Origin of the sequence: Bacteroides faecium (assembly GCF_012113595.1) — a bacterium.
GTDB classification, from domain to species: domain Bacteria; phylum Bacteroidota; class Bacteroidia; order Bacteroidales; family Bacteroidaceae; genus Bacteroides; species Bacteroides faecium.
In genome coordinates this window covers 1,318,945-1,338,152 of sequence record NZ_CP050831.1, presented here as the reverse complement: position 1 = coordinate 1,338,152, position 19,208 = coordinate 1,318,945, and the positions used below count along the sequence as shown (strand labels likewise).

Here is a 19,208-nt window from a genome sequence, read left to right as displayed (position 1 = left end):
CTATAGTTTTATCTCCATTTGTAGTTCTGCGTCAGCAGTTTATTACGGTCCAGTTCTCTCTGGCTGAAAGGATACAAAAAGTGATTAGCTCTGAACACACGGTTCTGAACTACCGTCCTACGCCAGAAAGCATCCGGAGTATCATCTGCATTCACTGCCTGCGCCTCTACGTTCATGCCATAAATAGGACCATTATCAGTAGTAGTGGCAATCATCCATGTACGGGTATCAAAGAAACGGTGATTTTCAAAAGCAAGTTCAATTCTGCGTTCCTGGCGACAATACTCTATCAACTGGCCAATAGTAGCACCCGGATAAACATCCGTTATCGGACTCATGCCCGAACGGTCACGCAAATCTGCCCAATATTCCATCGCCTTGGCATGAAACTGGTTATCTCCGGTTCTCTTTTCCCATTCCAAAGCAGCTTCGATGAAGTTCAGATAGATTTCTCCCAAACGGAATGTAGGAAATACCATATTCCCCGGTTGGTTATTCACAAAACTGGCAGTATGGTCACAGAAGCGGTTAAGCAAATATCCACCTCTTGAATGGTCGTGAGAAGTATTCGAATTGCCGTCTTTTGCCAAATTGCATAATACATAATCATCTTTACCCGGACCACATCTCCAGTAACTGTCGCTCCAATATACAGCTATATAGAAACGGGGCTCACGATTGACAAACATGTTACGGGTTGTTCTCTTATAATACTTATTCTGATAAGTATCTCCTCTGCTCAGGTATTTCAAGAAAGGATTTTCAAAATTAGTTGTCCCACTTTCCGTATAACCGGAGTTTCTGTCAATTTCCGGAGTTCCATCAGCTTCGTATCCTGTAATCGGATATATGCCATTATCCATTGCATAAGCGTCCACTTGTTGCTGCGAAGGTCCCAAAGCACCATAAGCAGCCCCATTGCCGCCTTTCTTTGTCTTCACTCCGGTCGGAGTTGTTCTTCTGGCTACAATTTCCCGACTTGCATATCCTGTAGACCAGATAAGTTCTTTGTTCCAGTCTGTCTGAGTAATGCCAAGATAATTTGCATACGGGTCATCGGGAGTTGCAGCATCTCTATGCAATTCATATACTCCTAAATCTATGACAGCCTTAGCAGCCAAAACAGCTTCTTTCCATTTGTCATTGTTATAATCCTGAGGGAACAAATATTGTTCGGAAAGTTCCGGGAAATCAGGTGTCACAGGATTCTTTACTGTATTATACAATGTATTCCCATTATATAAATCGCGTGCGGAATAAAGTCTCAATCGTGAAATGACAGCCAAGGCAGCCCCTTCGGTAGGCAATCCATATTCAGCATCTACCGTCCAAGTTGTTTTTCCGTGTTCCTTAAAGTATGTACCACATTTCCCCATTTCATCCGTAACATATTCTACACATTGTTCCCAAGTATTGCGCGGACGGTAAAGGGATTCCGTAGTGGCATCATATGGTAGGATTTCGTCTCCCAACAAAAAAACGGGTCCATAATTGCGCATCATCAAAAAGTAATAATAAGCTCGTGCCCAGCGCGTGTACCAATACCATTCGTCTTTTTCTTCTTGCGTGACGGTAGGATCCGTACAGCTATAAACATTCTGCATAAAGATATTACATTCGCGAATACCATTATACAAATTAAAATTTGCGCCGGGTACGTTCGATGCATTCCAGGCTCCCGTATTCATTGATTCGGCACCGGCATTCGAAGCATTTATAAGCTCATCCGTAGCTGTACTTTGGGGAGTAGAGACATAACTTGTCAAGTCATTCGGAAGAAAGCTCATCGCATTCAGGAAATATCCGCGTGTATAGGCTCTCTTCTCCCAAAGTTGTCCAAAAGTAATATCTTCGGTTTCCTGTTTATCAAGGAAATCTTCACATGAAGTTAATAAGGGAATGATTCCACAAAGTAACAGTATATATTTAGTTATTGATAATCTCATATTGATTCTATATTATTGATTAAAAATTAGCATTTAAACCGATAGTCACAGTCATATTATTCGGATATTTCGCTCCATTGGTAGTATCCAACAATTCCGGATCCCACAGTTTGAATTTGCTGAATGTCAACAGGTTGGTTCCCGCTACATAGAAACGGAAAGATTTGATGAAAGTCTTATTCAACCAGGTTTTCGGTAATGTATATCCTATTTCCGCATTTTTCAGGCGAAGAAAACTACGGTCGCGTAACCATATAGTAGATGACTGGTTATTGTTGGAACTGCCGGCTTCTGCACCGTAACTCAAACGGGGATATTTAGCAGCAGCATTCTCAGCGTCTGTATTGGTGGTCTTCCATGAATATTTATAAAGGTCTTCATAAATAGCCGAACGGTCCATATTGTCACTACTGAAAGGACGCAGAGGAGTACCGCTCAGATAGGTAGAAGTGCGTGCTACCCCCTGGAAAAATACACTGGCATCAAAGTTCTTCCATTTGGCTGTGAGTCCAAATCCATATGTGATTTCAGGAAGGTCGGTATAACCGATAGAGATTTGATCATATGTATCAATTTTACCATCACCATTCACATCCTTATATTTGGTGTCGCCCACTCTGTATTCACCGAACATCTGTGTCGGGCTGTTATCTATCTCTTCCTGACTTTCAAAGAACCCCAAAGCAATAAGTCCTTTACGCTGTGTCGCACCTTTACGCCCGAATGGCTTACCAATAGAGTTCTGATATTTGTATTCCCAATCCGGTTCGTCATTGTCCAGCATCTGATTGCGGGAGAAAGTAAAATTGCCGCGACCTGTCAGCAACACTTTGCCCACTTGTTGCTGATACTCAATCGTACCGTCTATACCAGACACTTTTGCTTTGCCGACATTTACATAAGGAGTTGTCGTAAGACCGACAATAGCTGGCAGTCCTGCACGTGCCAGGAAAATTCCATTACGTTCTTCGTAGAAATAATCTGCCTGTATTTTTAGTTTATCAAACAGACGGAGTTCAATACCCGCATTTACTTTTGTCGCTTCCTCCCAAGATACATTCGTATTTTCAATTTCTCCTACACGATAGCCTGTACCTGTCTGATTGCCTGTCTTTCCATATTTCCATCCGTTTAGTGTATTGATAGTCGGCTCATAAGCCCATCTTCTGTATGCTCCGATATCATCGTTACCTACTTTTCCATAAGATGCTTTCAACTTCAAGTCGTTTACTACCTTTGTCAATGGTTCAAACCACTTTTCACTGGACACCATCCAACCTAATGCATAGGCAGGGAAGAATCCGAAACGATGACCACGGGCAAAATTCTCCGAACCTGTATATCCCATGTTGAACTCCGCAAAATACTTATCTTTATAAGCATAAGTCAAACGTCCTGCCAATCCCTGGCTTTTATATGGTAATGATTTCTTTTGGTTTTCTGCTGTCAGTAGCTTATATATTTTATGATTGTAGAGGAGCAGGACACCTACACGATGTTTTTGGGCAAACAGGTGTGTATAATTGAGTGAGCCTTCCATATAAGTGGTTATTTTAGATTCAGTCACCGGCGGGGCATATGACAGATTATTGGAACCCTCATAAATCGTTTTATAGTTCAATGAACCGTCATCATTCCGGCCTGTCGCATGAAACTGGGGCGGAGTTTTCGAACGAACCTGTAATGTATTATTAGAAGCATCCCAAGAGAACTTGATATTTGCAGTCAATCCCGGAGTAATCATATCCAATTTCTGGGTGACACCAATCAATGACTGAGCAGAGTTCCAACTTTGCTCACGATAGCCGGAATGTACCAACAGGTTCCATGGGTTAAATCCACTGGCCGAACTCGGTGCCGAAATAGTTCCGTCCGAATATTGGACGGGATAGGCATTCGGGGAAGTATTGAAAGCATACTCCCAAATATCTTTTGTCGTAGCTCCCGGTCCCCATGAACTTTCATAGATATTAGCCAGGTTTACATTGAATGTTGTAGTCGGCGTAACCGAGAAATCCATATTGGCGCGGAAGTTGAACTTCGTATAATGGATGGAAGAGTTATAATCATAAACATTACCCGCATTTCTGAAAATAGAACCTTCATTATAAAAACCACCGGATACATAGTATTTACAGATATCACCACCACCTGAAAGATTCAGTGTAATACGCTCACTGGAAGCCAAGTTCCTGTACATTTGGTCCAGCCAGTTTACGTTCGGATAAAGGTCTGTGTCGGAACCGTCTCTATATTTTTGGATTTGCTCCGCCGAATAACCGCCGTCACCGTTACCGGTCAACCCTTTCGCTTCATTATACATTTCAGCCCACTGTACGGAATTAGCCATTTCGGGCATACGTGTAGGACTTTTGAATCCCATTTCTGCACGTACATTGATACGAGGTTTGCCTTCTGTACCTTTCTTTGTGGTAATCAAGATAACACCATTGGCTCCACGTACACCATACACGGCTGATGCGGAAGCATCTTTCAAGATAGAGAAAGTAGCAATATCGTCCACATCAACCAAGTCGAGTTCACGTTCGATACCGTCTACCAAAACCAATGGAGTAGAGTTACCCTTGAAAGAGGCTATACCACGAATATAAAAATCGGAAGCACTATTCTTGCCCGGCTCACCGGATGCCTGCATAGAGACAACACCTGCCAATTGTCCTGCCAGTACGTTTGATATATTGGAACCAGGAATGTTCAATTCGCCTACATCCAGTGAAGAAATAGCGCCTACAACGCTCTCTTTCTTCTGGTGTCCGTAGCCTACTACTACAACTTCATCCAGCTTCTTCGTATCCGCACTTAACGTTACATTAATAACGCTTTGGTCGCCAATGACTATCTCCTGTTTCTTCATACCGATATATGAAAATTCAAGTACGCCACCAATTCCTTCAACGGTAATCGTATATTTACCATCCAAATTAGTAACAGCTCCGGACGAACTATTTTTCAACCATACACTAGCCCCGATAATTGGTTCTTTCAAATCTCCATCAATAACAGTACCGGTAATGACACGTTTCTTCTGTTGTTGCTGTTGTTCTACTTTCTCCGTTTTGTTTACTTTGAAAATAACTTCATTTCCTTTGATGATGTAATTCACTCCACTGTCTGTAAACAGTTTCTTCAAAACTTCTTCAATGGTTCCGCTACAATTGATGTTTTTCTTTGTGTTATCCCTCAAGTCGCTGTCTTTATAGAAAAAAGTATATTCACTGTTTTTCTCGATAAACTGAATAGCTTCCTTTAAGGAGAATTGTCCCTTTACCGAAATATGTCCTTGTGCTGCTAGGACTGAAATCGGATACAAGAGCATAAATACCGCGATAAATCTAAGATACCGCCAATAAGAAAAATGTTTTTCTTTCATGCTTTAATTATTAATATTAGACATAGGATTAATTATTATGTTATTTTTAGTTGCTTATGACTATTTTGTCACCGTCCGTTTTTTTATGAAGATTCATAATGAAACAAATTTTATCGACTACGTCAGCCAAAGATTCATCTTGCCGAATCGTACCACTAAAAGGAGAATTTTCTCCTTTTCCTTCGAAAACGATATGGGTATTATATATCTGATTAACGATATGCAGCAATTGTTTTAAAGGCATGGCATTAAACTTGAACTTTCCGTGTTGCCATTCTATATTCTCGATATTCCGTGTTTGTATCTTACTATCAAAGGGATCATATACTATCTGCTGCAAAGGTTTCATTATAACTTCTTCTCCGGTACGTTCCGCATTAAACGCAATACATCCGTGAAACAGTGTTATTTCGTTTTTGCCATTCTCTATTTTTTCCACCAGGAACTTTGTTCCCCTTACTTCTATAAAGGCTTTTTCTATACATACCTGAAACTTACTTCCCGGATATTTTTGCACCTCAAATAAAGAGCTGCCTTTCAACCATACTTTTCTGTCTTTCGTAAAATTCTTCGCATAACGGATGGAACTTTCAGGATGCATCCATACTTTCGAACTGTCCGGCAATACATACAACATATCACTCTCCGCCAATATTTCTACAAACTCTTGCTTTTCCAGTGTGGAAACTCCCGTATAGAAAAAATATCCTCCAATGATTAATGCTATAGTGATGCAAGCGGCAATCAACGGCTGCTGGATTTGAAACAAGTACCTCTTTCTAGCACTCATCTTATACTCTTTCTGAATCTTAATCCATATCCGTTCTCCAATCTCCGGATCTACTCTTTCAGCATTTTCCTTCCATTGTTCCTGCATACTTTGTTCTACAATATCAATCTCAGATAATGCTCCAACTTCGTGTCTTTTGAGTTTGTCTTGAAATAGATTCTTTATTAATCTATGATTTTTATTTATTGTTTTCATTCTATATATTTTGATCGTTTGTTATAAATACACATCTCGATTTCCTACACCCTAGTGAAAATCTTATCTTTTTTTCAAAATCTTTCTCCTTGCTGCTTTTTTCGACTTTTTATTTCATTAATAAAACTATTTATCTACTTTTGTATGATAGAAGTTAAAATGACACACAAAGAATTAATTCTAAAATTCAAAGAAGGGGATGAAGAAGCATTTTCATCCATATATAAACTCTATTGGGAGAAAGTATATAACTTTTCCCGTTTGTATCTTGTGTCGTCTGAAGATGTTGCTGAAATAGTACAAGAAGTATTCATTAAATTGTGGGAAACCCGGCATTTAGTTGATGAGAAACAACCTTTTGAAGGTTTTCTGTTTATCATTACGCGTAATCAGATTTTCAATTATTCACGTAAACAGTTGAATTATTCTTTTTTGAAGATGACAGTATTGCAATCTATGGAGCAATCTTATGAAGACGAAGACCAACTGGAAATTTCCGATTTAAAAAAACATCTTTCCGTACTGATTTCTCAATTACCGGAGCGCCAGCAGCAAATATTTCGCATGAGCCGCGAACAACATTTGACGTATAAACAAATTGCCGAACAATTATCAATCAGTGAAAAGACAGTAGAATATCATATGACAGCAGCATTAAAATATTTACGAAAGAATTTATATCTGCTGTCACTATTCCTTAATTAATTTCCCATTGTTACGTACTAATATTATTTACTTCATTATAACACTGTTTAGCTCATTTCGATGCAGAAATGAACTAATCTGTATTAAGATGAGTCTAATTGCTACTATAAAGTTTAAAAGTATCGTGTAGTTACGGGCAGATATCCCTTTAAGGAAAAGCCGGTGGCATTACATTAATGTCAGTATCCGCATAGGGAAACTGGAGTATCTATACTCAGAAACTCCAATTTCCCTACGCGGATACTCTCGTTTCCATACGCGGATACTGCAATTTCCAGCCTGGGAACGGGAGTTTCGATGTAGGGAACCATTGTTTCATATATATGATTGTACCGTTTGCAATAAAAGATTTATTGTTTTATACAGTGTGGCAGATAAAAGCTATCTGCCACCATCTGCAACAGGTATCTGCAACACTGTAACTATCTATTAGATAATACATTGTCCCCGTTTTGTTGCAGCGTTGCAGATACTTGCACACTTTTAAACTTTATAGTAGTGAGAGAATCACATCAATTAGCTCAAAACCGTGCAATTATGAATAAACAGTCACATGCTAATAAGAAGCTGTTGCCGAAATACCCTCTTTTTCCAGTAAAGCGACAATCCGGTCTAATTCTTCATGAGTAGCTTTCTGCAAATCATGGTCGGGCGTTTCACGGTCAATCGTATATATCATCACTTGTCTAGGAGCAATTTCTTTGACTGCTTCTATCCAGGGAAGTACATATTTATCAGATGTATTATCCATATCTTTTCCCTGATAACCACCTTTCAGGAACATTGTTTGTACGATACAGTTTCCCTTGAATTCTTTCATTTTCTCAATAACCTTCTTCACGGAATATTTTCCGTTCGGACGGTCTAATTGATGGATATATTCTTCGTCCACCGTATCCAATTTCAGAATATTATTATCAATCTTATTCAGTGCATCAAAGACAGCGGGACGGTCGATAAACGTAGAATTGCTTAATACACTCACTTTCGCTTTCGGAAAATAGGTATCACGGAGTGCAAGCGTATCTTCTATGATTTCCGGGAAATGGGGATGCGCAGTCGGCTCACCGTTTCCGGCAAATGTCAGTACATCAGGGGCAGGACCATTGGCCTGCATATCTTTCAGTTTCTCTTCAAGAGCTGTGCGGACTTCTTCACGGGTAGGAAGAAGTTTCTTCGTACGATGTTCGGCATTGAAACCACATTCGCAGTAAATGCAGTCGAATGAACAAACTTTACCGTCATCCGGTAGTAAGTTAATTCCCAAAGAAACACCCAAGCGGCGGGAATGAACAGGGCCGAAGATGGGTGAAGGAAAAATAATAGTCATCTTATTATCATTTATTTTACAACATACTAAAAATACAACAAACCAATATTCGCCATAATGTAGCGAATATTTTGAAAAAACTCATTCACAAAGGTAAAAAAGACAAAGATGTTTATGCCAAACATTCCATCATTCAATATGCAAATATAACTCTAAAACTTGATACGCAGTTGCATTTGTACATCTGCTTTTTTATTTCCCCGAATTAAATCATTGCCGGAACCAATTTCATTCCGGTCCAAATAAACAGTTTCCCCGAACTTGGTTATGAACAACCAGTGTTTATTCAGTTCATATCTCAAACGGATGCTACACCGGAACCCATGACCTTGGAATGACGGAGTATAGAATGTATAAAGCAATCCTTTTTCGGATGCATATATACGAGAGTCATAACTGTCTGTAGAAAAGTAACTGCCTTGAACGTCAGCAAACAGCCTGGCCCAAGGCAGTTGGGAGGATATCATCTGTGTAACCTGATATCCTATGTCAGCAGCTCTGTCCTGAGAATGAAAATGATTATAATCTAAAGTTGTACGACTGCTAAACACATCTTTAAAAGAATAGTTCAAACGATAACGAAATTGGTGATGAAAAATAGGAAGCGTTAGCATTCCTTTACTTCCTGTCAGGTCACGATCTTTTTGTTTATAACGATATTTCAAATCCATAGAGAGATTAGTGCGCGGGGTAAAAGTAGCTTGGAGCAGTCCGTCTATTCCACGGGAAGATTTACTGACCCGGTATCTTTTCCAGGGAAAAGAAAACAAGTCAAATGAAGCGAAGAATTTCCAATAAGCAAAAGGAGAGGTTTCTAGTCCTAAATAATATCCCTGTTCATTCTGGGTTGTACTTCCTTCTCCAAAAGAATGAGCGAACATTGCCCAATAATTATAGGAGTAAAATCGGTGTATCAACATGAGTTGAACATCTTGAACCGGTGAATATTGCAGACGATTTAAAGAAGCCCAACCTTGTTTTCCTATGGCCGTCTCTCCCTGAAAAGAAAAACGATGCCAACGGTATGCATAATCCACTCCTAGATTATAGAAGTAATTTCCATGAAGATTGTATTTGGAATAGCCTGTTAATTCCGGTTCATAAAGTCGGTTGAAAACATAGTAAATACCGGTGATACCCAGTCTGATACGGTTCTGTTGATAACTTACGTTTCCACCTGTTAACTGCAATGTGAACAAGTTCTTTTTATCCGCTTCCTTTTGACTCCGGTGTAGTCCGGTTTTGTAGATAGAGGTGATTTCTCCATCCGTTATCACACCATCCAGGGAACGATGTGAATAAAAGCCGGATACGTCCCAATGCTTTGCTAAAACAACAGTAGCCGCCACTCCCCGGAAATAATTATATTCATCCGTAGAAGAGTGTTTCTTTATCCCACTGCTGCGATTGTTGAAAGAAGAAGCATAAATTGTCTTTCCCATCAGATAATCCGTACTAATCACCAATCCCTGACCAAAACTGAGCCGATAGTTACCAACAGCCAATGCTTTCAACCGTCCACAGTTTTTCAATAATAAATAAAAGGAATAATAATCGTATCCGTAACGATTGTGCAAAGCAGCGAAAGGCTCTCCCGCATCTTTCTCGGCAACGACTCCAGCGTAAAGCCGGTCACTATATCGAAAGCTATACTTTATAGAGTTATAAACAGCAGGTCCTAGATAGGTATGTTCATAACCTTTTCGCTTATAAAAAGGTATATCCATGCGAGTTAGCACTTCATTCTTGCCATACTTCGCTACACTTTTCAACATAGTTTTCCACCGAAATACAGGTTCATTGTTAATAGCTTTTATGCAGACAAAAGGCAATAAATACTGGATAGTCTGCCTATCCATGTCCTCTATTAACTGGAGTTCATAAATGGTTTGCATCTGTCCGTGTATATAAATATAAGCCAATAAGTGCTCTATTTGAATATCGCTCAAAAAAGGAAATTGTTCCAGTTGTGCACGGGTGGCGGTATTCAAATTAACTGGTTCTTGCAGACGGGTGGAAAGTTCTTCCAGTTCATTTTCCCAATTTAGGGTATTAACAGAGTTATTAATATCGTTATTAACAGACAAATCTTCAAGAATATCTTCTAAAAGACTTTCAGAAGGGTTTTGAGCACTACAAGCAGGAATTATGAACAGGCTGTTTATAATACTTATCAACCGGATAAGTTGAGTAGTTTTCATCAATAAAGTGCATATTATCTTGTTGTATCTTTACGAGCAAGGGCGCAAAGATACTTTAAATAGGTTAACGTCTTTATGAAAAGACTAAATAATAAAATTTTAATCCTATTTTTGTATCGTGAAAAGAAGGCTTAACATAGTAATAATGACGCTGTTTGCTATTGTTTGCTGTACACTGCATGTACAGGCTCAAGAAAAGCAAATCATTAATGGATACTTGGTTCCGATGTGTATCTATAATGGAGATACGATTCCATGTGTCCAATTAAGAACTGTGTATATCTTCCGCCCGCTAAAGTTCAAGAACGAAAAGGAACGCCAGGAATACTACCGACTGGTACGGAATGTAAAAAAGGTATATCCCATATCAAAAGAAATTAACCAGGCTATTATTGAAACTTACGAGTACCTGCAAACTCTACCTAATGAAAAGGCTCGTCAGAAACATATCAAACGGGTGGAAAAAGGTCTGAAAGAACAATATACTCCCCGAATGAAAAAACTCTCTTTTACACAGGGGAAACTGTTGATTAAATTAATAGACCGCCAAAGTAATTCTACCAGTTATGAACTGGTAAAAGCATTTATGGGACCTTTTAAAGCCGGATTCTATCAGACATTCGCTGCACTGTTCGGTGCCAGTCTGAAAAAGGAGTATGACCCTGAAGGTGAGGATAAACTAACGGAACGCGTAGTACTGCTAGTGGAGAATGGACAAATCTAAAATAGACAAGGATTTATAAGTTTATCAACACTACAAACTAATTTATCAACTACTCAAACCATATTGGTTATCATTTCAAGCGTTAACAGGCTTCTCGCAAGGTATTAATTTCTGCTTTCTCAGAAGTTAATACTTGAGTTGTCAGGTATTAATAGCCTACATGATAAGTATTAATAGTTGAGAACTCAAGTATTAACAGCCTGGAAACGGACTATTAACAACTATAATAATAACTACCCAACAGCTATTGAATCTACATGAACTTGTATAGTTATAAACAATAAATAATTATTGATTATTAGTAAATTAACTAAGCTATTAACTCGTTATAAACAACTTATTAACCAATCCTGTTTATGCCTGTTAACGTAGCTTTTTGAACAAATCCCAAATCACAATACCGGTAGTTACGGAGACATTCAAAGAATGCTTGGTTCCATATTGGGGAATTTCTATGCAGCCGTCCGAATGGTCAATAACCTCTTGTTGCACCCCTTTCACTTCGTTTCCCATTACGATGGCGTATTTCTTAGCCTTATCCAGTTTGAGTTCATCCAGCATAATGCTTCCTTCCGCCTGTTCTACGGAATAAACGATATACCCTTCATTTTTGAGGTTATCAACAGCATCAACAGCGTTATTAACATACTTCCAGTCGACAGTGAACTCAGCTCCTAAAGCAGTCTTATGCATTTCGGGGTGTGGCGGGGTGGCCGTAATGCCACATAGATAGATACATTCTATGCGGAATGCATCCGATGTACGGAACACGGAACCTATATTGTGCAAACTACGAATATCGTCCAGCACTACCACCAGGGGCAGTTTTTCAACCTGTTTGAACTCCTCGGCGCTGATACGGTTCAGCTCTGTTATTTTCAGTTTACGCATGCATCTTTTCTTTTAGATTGTTCTTGTGTGCAAAGGTAATCCTTTTCTGTTAACAGAGGTGTTGATAACGGTTTAAAACCTGTCAAAACTATCGGCAAAGATTTTGAAAAATAATCCTTGCATTATTCAAAAGAAGGTATAAGAGGCCTTCGTTATGAACATTCCAAAAAACTAACCCAAAACTTTCTACACAGACATAAACATATTTTTCAGCACTTATCTGCCTGTTTATATCCATAAAGTTTTTAACTTTGCACTTTATCAACAGGGAGTTAATAGCAAACTTCTATTTGATGGCATTTGACGATGCTTTCATTGATAATGAAGCGAGTAGGATAGGCTATCTTGTCTTTTACATCAGTTCATAACCGACTCATAAAGCGGAAGTATGGACTAATAACTTATCCGGCAAGAAAAATCGTATTTATTTGCTAACATTATTAACAGGCTATCATCACTAACAAAGGATTTTTTTTAAAAGAAGGAAAAAAGAATATTATAATGAATGAACTAATAAAAGCTATAAACGAGCTGAAGAAAGAAAAGAATGCAATCATTCTGGGACACTACTATCAGAAGGGTGAAATACAAGATATCGCCGATTACGTTGGCGATAGTCTGGCATTGGCTCAATGGGCGGCGAAAACGGAAGCGGACATTATTGTGATGTGCGGCGTTCATTTTATGGGTGAGACGGCGAAGGTGCTTTGTCCGGGAAAGAAAGTGCTGGTTCCCGACATGGCGGCAGGCTGTTCGTTGGCAGACAGTTGTCCGGCGGACAAGTTTGCGCAGTTTGTCAAAGAGCATCCGGGGCACACTGTTATTTCGTATGTCAACACGACGGCTGCGGTGAAAGCTGTGACAGATGTGGTGGTGACTTCCACCAATGCGAAGCAGATCGTGGAAAGCTTCCCCAAAGATGAGAAAATAATCTTTGGGCCGGATAGGAATCTGGGTAATTATATCAACTCAGTTACGAACAGGAATATGCTTCTTTGGGACGGAGCCTGCCATGTGCATGAACAGTTCTCTGTTGAAAAGATTGTGGAACTGAAAGCGCAGCATCCGGAAGCGTTGGTGTTGGCTCATCCCGAGTGTAAGAGCACGGTATTGAAACTGGCTGACGTAGTAGGCTCTACGGCTGCTCTGTTGAAGTATGCCGTGAACCATCCGGAAAATACGTATATCGTGGCTACCGAATCGGGTATCTTGCATGAGATGCAGAAGAAGTGTCCGCAGACAACGTTTATCCCTGCTCCACCGAACGACAGTACGTGCGGATGTAACGAGTGCAGCTTTATGCGGTTGAATACGTTAGAGAAGCTCTATGAGTGTCTGAAGAATGAAGCACCGGAAATTACGGTGGATCCTGAAGTGGCGGAAAAGGCGGTGAAGCCGATTCAGCGGATGCTGGAGATTTCGGCGAAGCTGGGATTATAGGATTATGAAGAGATATTTATTTTAGAAATACGAAATAGTTTCCATTCAACGGATATTAAGTAAAAAAGAGAAGTACGGAATCCTTTCGAGTTCCGTACTTCTCTTTTTTATTCTGTTTATTATTATTCCTAAGAAATATAGCTAATAAATAGTAATTTTTTCTTAATGTGATTCTTCCGAGCTCTGCAACATTTGGAATAACTTATCCAACTTCGGAGCCATAATAATCTCCGTACGGCGGTTTTTACTTCTTCCTTCCGCTGTTTCGTTATCATCGACAGGCATATATTCACCACGTCCGCTAGGCTGTATCTGCAAAGGATTTACATGATAATTCTTAATCAGGATACGGACAACAGAAGTGGCGCGAATCACGCTCAAATCCCAGTTATCCTTGAACTGTACCGTGTTGATAGGCTTGTTATCCGTATGTCCTTCGATGAATACGTCAATATCCGTCTGCTTGTTCAAAACCTCGGCTAACTTGCCAAGCGCTTCTTCACCACGTTTGTCCAAGCGGGCACTTCCCGACTGGAACAGCAACTTGTCCGACATTGCTACATATACTTTTCCGTCTTTCTCGCGAACGGTCAGTTCATCACTGCTGAATCCTAATAGCGCATCTTTTACGCTGCTCAACAGTTTCTGTACTTTCTCATTCTGAGTGTTAATCATCTGTTGCAGTTCGTTGATGGTGCGTTCCCTTTCATTCAGCTCATTCTTTTTTTGGCTCAACAAGGCATTCAGTTTTTCCTGTTCAGTCATGTTCACGTTCAACATGCTTTGATACTGGCGGATACTGTTTCCCATCTTTGTCGTATCACGCAAAAGATTCTTGATTTGTGCCGACATTTGGGCGTTTGTATGGCGGCAGTCGGTCAATAATCCTTGCAGACTATCTTTGCTTGCGGTAGCTGCCATTTCTGCAAGCATGAACTTCTTTTTTGTTACACACGAAGTACATAATAGGAGCGTAAGTAAAGTAAATAGAGTAATTTTCTTCATTGCGTTTTATGTTTTAAAGAGTACGGATAATCAGCGTTGCAGGAATTCGCAGAGCTTCTGCACAGCCAGCGCACGGTGACTAATTTTATTCTTTATATCATTTCCCAGTTCGGCGAAAGTCTTGTCGTAACCTTCCGGCTTGAATATGGGGTCGTAACCAAAGCCCGAATCACCCCGTTTTTCTTTGATTATTTCGCCTTTTATCACTCCTTCAAAGAGATATTCTTTTCCATCGAGTATCAACGAAATGGCAGTGCGGAATTGCGCTTTGCGGTTTTCCTTTCCTTCCAGGTCGTGGAGTAATTTGAGCATATTGGCTTGAGCGTCGTGTCCTTCTCCGCCTGCATAACGTGCGGAGTAGACTCCGGGAGCTCCGTCCAGTACTTCCACTTCCAGGCCGGTATCGTCGGCAAAGCAATCCAAGCCGTAGTTGTTAAAGATAAAGGAAGATTTCAGCAGGGCATTTCCTTCCAGCGTATCAGCCGTTTCGGGAATGTCCGTATGGCAGTCGATATCATTCAGGCTTAACAGTTCCACCTGTTCACCCAATATGGCGGCTACTTCTTCCAGTTTATGAGCATTGTTGGTAGCAAATACAAGTTTGCGTTTCATCATTTTATTTTTTGTTTTAGCAAAGTTATCCGATAGTTATTCCAATCAGTTATTTCACTTTCAGTTTGTCGAAACCTTCTCCATATACTCCGATGACGGAACTTTGTGAGATAAAGGCATTCGGGTCGATGCGTTTCACCAGGCGGAAGATGTCGAGCGACTGGCGTTTCTTGGCCAATACGACAAGTACTTTTACGTTGTTCTTGCTGTACCATCCTGTGCCGTCGAGTACCGTTACTCCACGGTCGGCATCTTTAATGATGCGGTCGGCTATTTCATCATACTTCTTTGAGAAGATGAAGAATTGAACCGATTGGCGGGCGCTGTTGATAATCCAGTCGAGCACGACGCCGATGATAAACAGCGTGACAAAACCGAAGATGACACGGCGCCAGTCGTGGAATATAAAGTAGCAGGAACTGATGATGAATACATCACAAATCATAATCATTCTGCCGAGTGACACGTCTTTATACTTGTTGACGATGGCGGCGATAATATCCGTTCCACCGGTACTTCCGTTGTAATTGAAAGTAATGCCCAGTCCTACACCGCACATGGCGGCTCCGATGATACAAGCCATAAAATCCTGTCCCGCACCGAGCAGCAGCGGTTTGCCGTCCGGTGTCATATCCGGTGCTACCACATAATTGTTAACTATCAACTGAAAAAACCAAAGCAAAAAGGTCAGTACAAAGATGGCATAGGTGGTCTTTATACTGAATCGCGGGCCTAATATCTTGATGGCAAACGTCATCAGAACAGCATTGATAATAAAATACGACCATTGGATTGGAAATCCTGTCGCGTAGTAAATGATAGCTCCGATACCGGTAGTGCCCCCTGTTGTTATCTGGTAGGGTAACAGGAATGCCGCCCATCCCAAAGAATAACTAATCAATCCGAGAGTGATGTAGACATAGTCTTTCACTTCTCTCATTATTTCCGCTTTTGCCAGTTTATGCATAGGGTTTATAATTTGTTAAGGCACGGATTACACGGATTTCGCGGTTCTGATTAATTCCAAACCGTGTTATCCGCATAATCCGTGCCTCATTTGTTTTATACTACGACGTTTACAATCTTCTTAGGAACGACGATAACCTTCTTCGGTGTCTTGCCTTCTATCCATTTCTGTGAACGTTCGTCAGCCAGTACTGCTGCCTGGATAGCTTCCGAGGCTTCATCTGCCGCAAACTCCATATTGAAACGTGCCTTTCCGTTGAAAGAGATGGTATAGTTGATTGTATCTTCTTTCAGATATTCTTCGTTGAATGCAGGCCATTCGGCATCACATACCGACGTTTCGTGTCCGAGTACATCCCACAACTCTTCGCAAACGTGCGGAGCGAAAGGAGCGAGAACAATAACAAGCTGTTCAAGTACTTCCTTCTTGTTGCATTTCAGGTTGAAGAGTTCGTTCACACAAATCATGAATGCGCTGACAGAAGTGTTGTAAGAGAACTGTTCGATGTCTCCCGTCACTTTCTTAATCAGTTTGTGAAGAGCTTTCAGTTCTTCTTTCGTTGCCGGTTCGTCCTTCACCAGATACTCGTCTGTGCGACTGTAGAACAGTGACCAGAATTTACGGATAAAGCGGTGTACACCGTCGATGCCGTTCGTATCCCAAGGTTTGGATTGTTCTACCGGGCCGAGGAACATTTCGTACATACGAAGTGTGTCCGCACCGTATTTTTCCACAATCATATCCGGGTTGACAACGTTGAACATGGACTTGCTCATCTTTTCAACCGCCCATCCGCAGATATATTTTCCGTCTTCAAGAACGAACTCTGCTGTCTTGTATTCGGGACGCCATGCCTTGAATGCTTCCAAATCAAGTATATCATTAGATACGATGTTTACGTCTACGTGAATAGGAGTCACCTCGTATTGATCTTTCAGATTCAATGAAACGAATGTATTGGTATCTTTGATACGATATACAAAGTTACTGCGACCTTGGATCATACCCTGGTTCACTAGCTTTTGGAACGGTTCTTCCATAATTGACACACCTACGTCATGCAGGAACTTATTCCAGAAACGAGAGTAAATCAAGTGTCCGGTAGCATGTTCCGTACCACCTACATAGAGGTCTACATTCTTCCAGTACTGGTCAATTTTCGGATCAACCAATGCTTCGTGATTACGCGGATCCATATAACGCAGATAGTAAGCGGAAGAACCTGCGAATCCCGGCATCGTATTCAGTTCCAACGGGAAAATAGTTACGTTGTCTATTTTCTCATTGTCCGCGATACATTTGTTTACCGTATCCCAAGCCCATTTGGTAGCGTGTCCCAATGGCGGTTCACCTGTTTCGGTAGGCAGGAACTTGGCAACTTCCGGAAGTTCCAGTGGCAGACAACTTTCGTCAAGCACATAAGGCATTCCGTCTTTGTAATAGACAGGGAACGGTTCGCCCCAATAACGTTGACGTGAGAAGATGGCGTCGCGCAAGCGATAGTTCACTTTTACACGTCCCAGATTATGGTCTTTTACATATTTCTTAGTCGTTTCAATCGCTTCTTTGATAGTCAGACCGTTCAGGGAGAGGTCACAGTAAGGAGTGACGCCCGGACGCGGAGAGTTGCAGACGATACCTTCTTTGGCATCGAAACTTTCTTCGCTGACATCACAACCTTCTACCAACGGACGGATTTCAAGCCCGAAATACTTGGCAAATGCATAGTCGCGGCTATCATGGGCAGGTACAGCCATGATGGCTCCTGTTCCGTATCCTGCCAGTACGTAGTCGCTAATCCAGATGGGCACTGCTTCGCCTGTGAACGGGTTGATAGCATATGATCCGCTGAATACACCCGTAACGCTGCGGTCTGTGATACGTTCGCGCTCCGTGCGTTTCTTGGTGCGGTCGAGGTAGGCGTCTACTTCCGCTTTCTGTTCGGGAGTGGTTAATTGCGCCACCAGTTCGCTTTCAGGCGCCAATACCATGAAGGTGACACCGAACATCGTGTCTGCACGGGTAGTAAAGATAGTAAATTCGATGTCACTGTCTTTCACCTTGAATTGAACTTCAGCACCTTCCGAGCGTCCTATCCAGTTTCTTTGAGTTTCTTTCAGTGATTCAGTCCACTCGATAGTGTCCAATCCGTCAAGCAAACGTTGTGCGTAAGCGGATACACGCAGACACCACTGGCGCATCTTCTTCTGAACAACGGGGAAACCGCCGCGTTCGCTGACACCGTCTACCACTTCGTCGTTCGCCAATACCGTTCCTAATTCGGCACACCAGTTTACCATTGTCTCACCCAGATAGGCGATACGGTAGTTCATCAGGATTTCCTGCTTTTCCTTTTCACTCTTTGCGTTCCATTCGTCGGCGGTAAAGCTGATTTCTTCGCTGCAAGCGGCATTCAGCCCTTCGTTTCCGTAGATGGCGAAAGCCTTTTCCAGCTCTTCGATAGGACGTGCTTCCTGTTCGTCATTGCAATAATAGCTGTTGAACATCTTCAGGAATGCCCATTGTGTCCAATGATAATATTCCGGGTCGCATGTGCGGATTTCACGATTCCAGTCGAAAGAGAAACCGATTTTATCCAATTGCTCGCGATAGCGGTCGATATTATTAATGGTAGTGATTGCAGGATGCTGTCCGGTCTGGATAGCATATTGCTCAGCGGGCAGGCCGTAAGCATCGTATCCCATCGGATTGAGTACATTGAAGCCCTGCAGTCGTTTGTAACGGGCGTAAATATCCGAAGCGATGTATCCCAGCGGGTGTCCTACGTGTAGGCCCGCTCCCGATGGATAAGGGAACATGTTTAGTACATAAAATTTTTGCTTCGAATCATCTTCCGTAACCTGGTAGGTTTTCTCTTCCACCCACCTTTTCTGCCACTTCTTTTCAATTTCTCTGAAATTGTACTCCATAGTGATAAAGTTTTTATTTATAGTGATTTATACTGTTATTTCATTTTGAGGCACAAATTTACGTGTTTATTTTCAGATAAC

Annotated in this window: 13 protein-coding genes; 3 read left to right on the top strand and 10 right to left on the bottom strand. The window is 41.2% G+C overall.

Features of this window, described 5'->3' with window-relative positions:
• Positions 1–8: 8 nt before the first annotated feature.
• The 3 genes from BacF7301_RS04810 to BacF7301_RS26090 are packed head-to-tail and all read right to left on the bottom strand — an operon-like array spanning position 9 to position 6,322.
• Positions 9–1,946 (bottom strand): RagB/SusD family nutrient uptake outer membrane protein, encoded by a 1,938-nt coding sequence (locus BacF7301_RS04810; protein WP_167960728.1) that lies wholly within the window; start codon positions 1,944–1,946, stop codon positions 9–11.
• A gap of 19 nt (positions 1,947–1,965) precedes the next feature.
• Positions 1,966–5,337: a TonB-dependent receptor gene (locus BacF7301_RS04805; RefSeq protein WP_167960726.1), complete on the bottom strand. Its 3,372-nt coding sequence runs from the start codon at positions 5,335–5,337 to the stop codon at positions 1,966–1,968.
• A gap of 46 nt (positions 5,338–5,383) precedes the next feature.
• Positions 5,384–6,322: a FecR family protein gene (locus BacF7301_RS26090; RefSeq protein WP_369805637.1), complete on the bottom strand. Its 939-nt coding sequence runs from the start codon at positions 6,320–6,322 to the stop codon at positions 5,384–5,386.
• A gap of 159 nt (positions 6,323–6,481) precedes the next feature.
• On the opposite strand from BacF7301_RS26090, the gene BacF7301_RS04795 reads away from it, so the two are divergent.
• The gene (locus tag BacF7301_RS04795; protein WP_167967104.1) at positions 6,482–7,027 is read left to right on the top strand and encodes an RNA polymerase sigma-70 factor; all 546 of its coding nucleotides are present in this window, start codon (positions 6,482–6,484) and stop codon (positions 7,025–7,027) included.
• A gap of 556 nt (positions 7,028–7,583) precedes the next feature.
• On the opposite strand, the gene BacF7301_RS04790 is transcribed toward BacF7301_RS04795, so the two are convergent.
• Positions 7,584–8,357 (bottom strand): radical SAM protein, encoded by a 774-nt coding sequence (locus BacF7301_RS04790; protein WP_167960724.1) that lies wholly within the window; start codon positions 8,355–8,357, stop codon positions 7,584–7,586.
• Positions 8,358–8,509: 152 nt separating this feature from the next.
• On the bottom strand, positions 8,510–10,558 hold the full coding sequence (locus BacF7301_RS04785) for a helix-hairpin-helix domain-containing protein (protein WP_167960722.1): 2,049 nt from the start codon (positions 10,556–10,558) through the stop codon (positions 8,510–8,512).
• Positions 10,559–10,703: 145 nt separating this feature from the next.
• Between BacF7301_RS04785 and BacF7301_RS04780 the strand changes: the two genes are divergently transcribed.
• Positions 10,704–11,282, top strand: a complete 579-nt coding sequence (locus BacF7301_RS04780; RefSeq protein WP_167960720.1) for a DUF4294 domain-containing protein — start codon at positions 10,704–10,706, stop codon at positions 11,280–11,282.
• Between the two features lie 363 nt (positions 11,283–11,645).
• Here the strand turns inward: BacF7301_RS04780 and BacF7301_RS04775 are convergent, their stop codons facing one another.
• Positions 11,646–12,173 (bottom strand): RNA methyltransferase, encoded by a 528-nt coding sequence (locus BacF7301_RS04775; protein ID WP_167960718.1) that lies wholly within the window; start codon positions 12,171–12,173, stop codon positions 11,646–11,648.
• A 501-nt stretch (positions 12,174–12,674) separates the two neighbouring features.
• Between BacF7301_RS04775 and nadA the strand changes: the two genes are divergently transcribed.
• Positions 12,675–13,613: a quinolinate synthase NadA gene (gene nadA / locus BacF7301_RS04770; RefSeq protein WP_167960716.1), complete on the top strand. Its 939-nt coding sequence runs from the start codon at positions 12,675–12,677 to the stop codon at positions 13,611–13,613.
• 162 nt (positions 13,614–13,775) lie between these two features.
• Here nadA and BacF7301_RS04765 read toward each other — a convergent pair whose 3' ends face one another.
• The 4 genes from BacF7301_RS04765 to leuS all read right to left on the bottom strand — a co-directional run bounded on the left by BacF7301_RS04765 (position 13,776) and on the right by leuS (position 19,127).
• Positions 13,776–14,618: an OmpA/MotB family protein gene (locus BacF7301_RS04765; protein ID WP_167960714.1), complete on the bottom strand. Its 843-nt coding sequence runs from the start codon at positions 14,616–14,618 to the stop codon at positions 13,776–13,778.
• 30 nt (positions 14,619–14,648) lie between these two features.
• A complete protein-coding gene (locus tag BacF7301_RS04760; protein WP_167967103.1) occupies positions 14,649–15,230 on the bottom strand; it encodes a non-canonical purine NTP diphosphatase in 582 nt (193 codons plus the stop codon).
• Positions 15,231–15,279: 49 nt separating this feature from the next.
• Positions 15,280–16,197, bottom strand: a complete 918-nt coding sequence (locus BacF7301_RS04755) for a YitT family protein (RefSeq protein ID WP_022138844.1) — start codon at positions 16,195–16,197, stop codon at positions 15,280–15,282.
• A gap of 95 nt (positions 16,198–16,292) precedes the next feature.
• A complete protein-coding gene (gene leuS / locus BacF7301_RS04750) occupies positions 16,293–19,127 on the bottom strand; it encodes a leucine--tRNA ligase (RefSeq protein ID WP_167960712.1) in 2,835 nt (944 codons plus the stop codon).
• Positions 19,128–19,208 lie beyond the last annotated feature (81 nt).

What these genes read in the sequence shown, in the direction of transcription:
- BacF7301_RS04810 (WP_167960728.1), bottom strand. Translation starts at nt 1,946, where the DNA reads ATGAGATTATCAATAACTAAATATATACTGTTACTTTGTGGAATCATT.
- BacF7301_RS04805 (WP_167960726.1), bottom strand. Translation starts at nt 5,337, where the DNA reads ATGAAAGAAAAACATTTTTCTTATTGGCGGTATCTTAGATTTATCGCG.
- BacF7301_RS26090 (WP_369805637.1), bottom strand. Translation starts at nt 6,322, where the DNA reads ATGAAAACAATAAATAAAAATCATAGATTAATAAAGAATCTATTTCAA.
- BacF7301_RS04795 (WP_167967104.1), top strand. Translation starts at nt 6,482, where the DNA reads ATGACACACAAAGAATTAATTCTAAAATTCAAAGAAGGGGATGAAGAA.
- BacF7301_RS04790 (WP_167960724.1), bottom strand. Translation starts at nt 8,357, where the DNA reads ATGACTATTATTTTTCCTTCACCCATCTTCGGCCCTGTTCATTCCCGC.
- BacF7301_RS04785 (WP_167960722.1), bottom strand. Translation starts at nt 10,558, where the DNA reads ATGAAAACTACTCAACTTATCCGGTTGATAAGTATTATAAACAGCCTG.
- BacF7301_RS04780 (WP_167960720.1), top strand. Translation starts at nt 10,704, where the DNA reads ATGACGCTGTTTGCTATTGTTTGCTGTACACTGCATGTACAGGCTCAA.
- BacF7301_RS04775 (WP_167960718.1), bottom strand. Translation starts at nt 12,173, where the DNA reads ATGCGTAAACTGAAAATAACAGAGCTGAACCGTATCAGCGCCGAGGAG.
- nadA (WP_167960716.1), top strand. Translation starts at nt 12,675, where the DNA reads ATGAATGAACTAATAAAAGCTATAAACGAGCTGAAGAAAGAAAAGAAT.
- BacF7301_RS04765 (WP_167960714.1), bottom strand. Translation starts at nt 14,618, where the DNA reads ATGAAGAAAATTACTCTATTTACTTTACTTACGCTCCTATTATGTACT.
- BacF7301_RS04760 (WP_167967103.1), bottom strand. Translation starts at nt 15,230, where the DNA reads ATGAAACGCAAACTTGTATTTGCTACCAACAATGCTCATAAACTGGAA.
- BacF7301_RS04755 (WP_022138844.1), bottom strand. Translation starts at nt 16,197, where the DNA reads ATGCATAAACTGGCAAAAGCGGAAATAATGAGAGAAGTGAAAGACTAT.
- leuS (WP_167960712.1), bottom strand. Translation starts at nt 19,127, where the DNA reads ATGGAGTACAATTTCAGAGAAATTGAAAAGAAGTGGCAGAAAAGGTGG.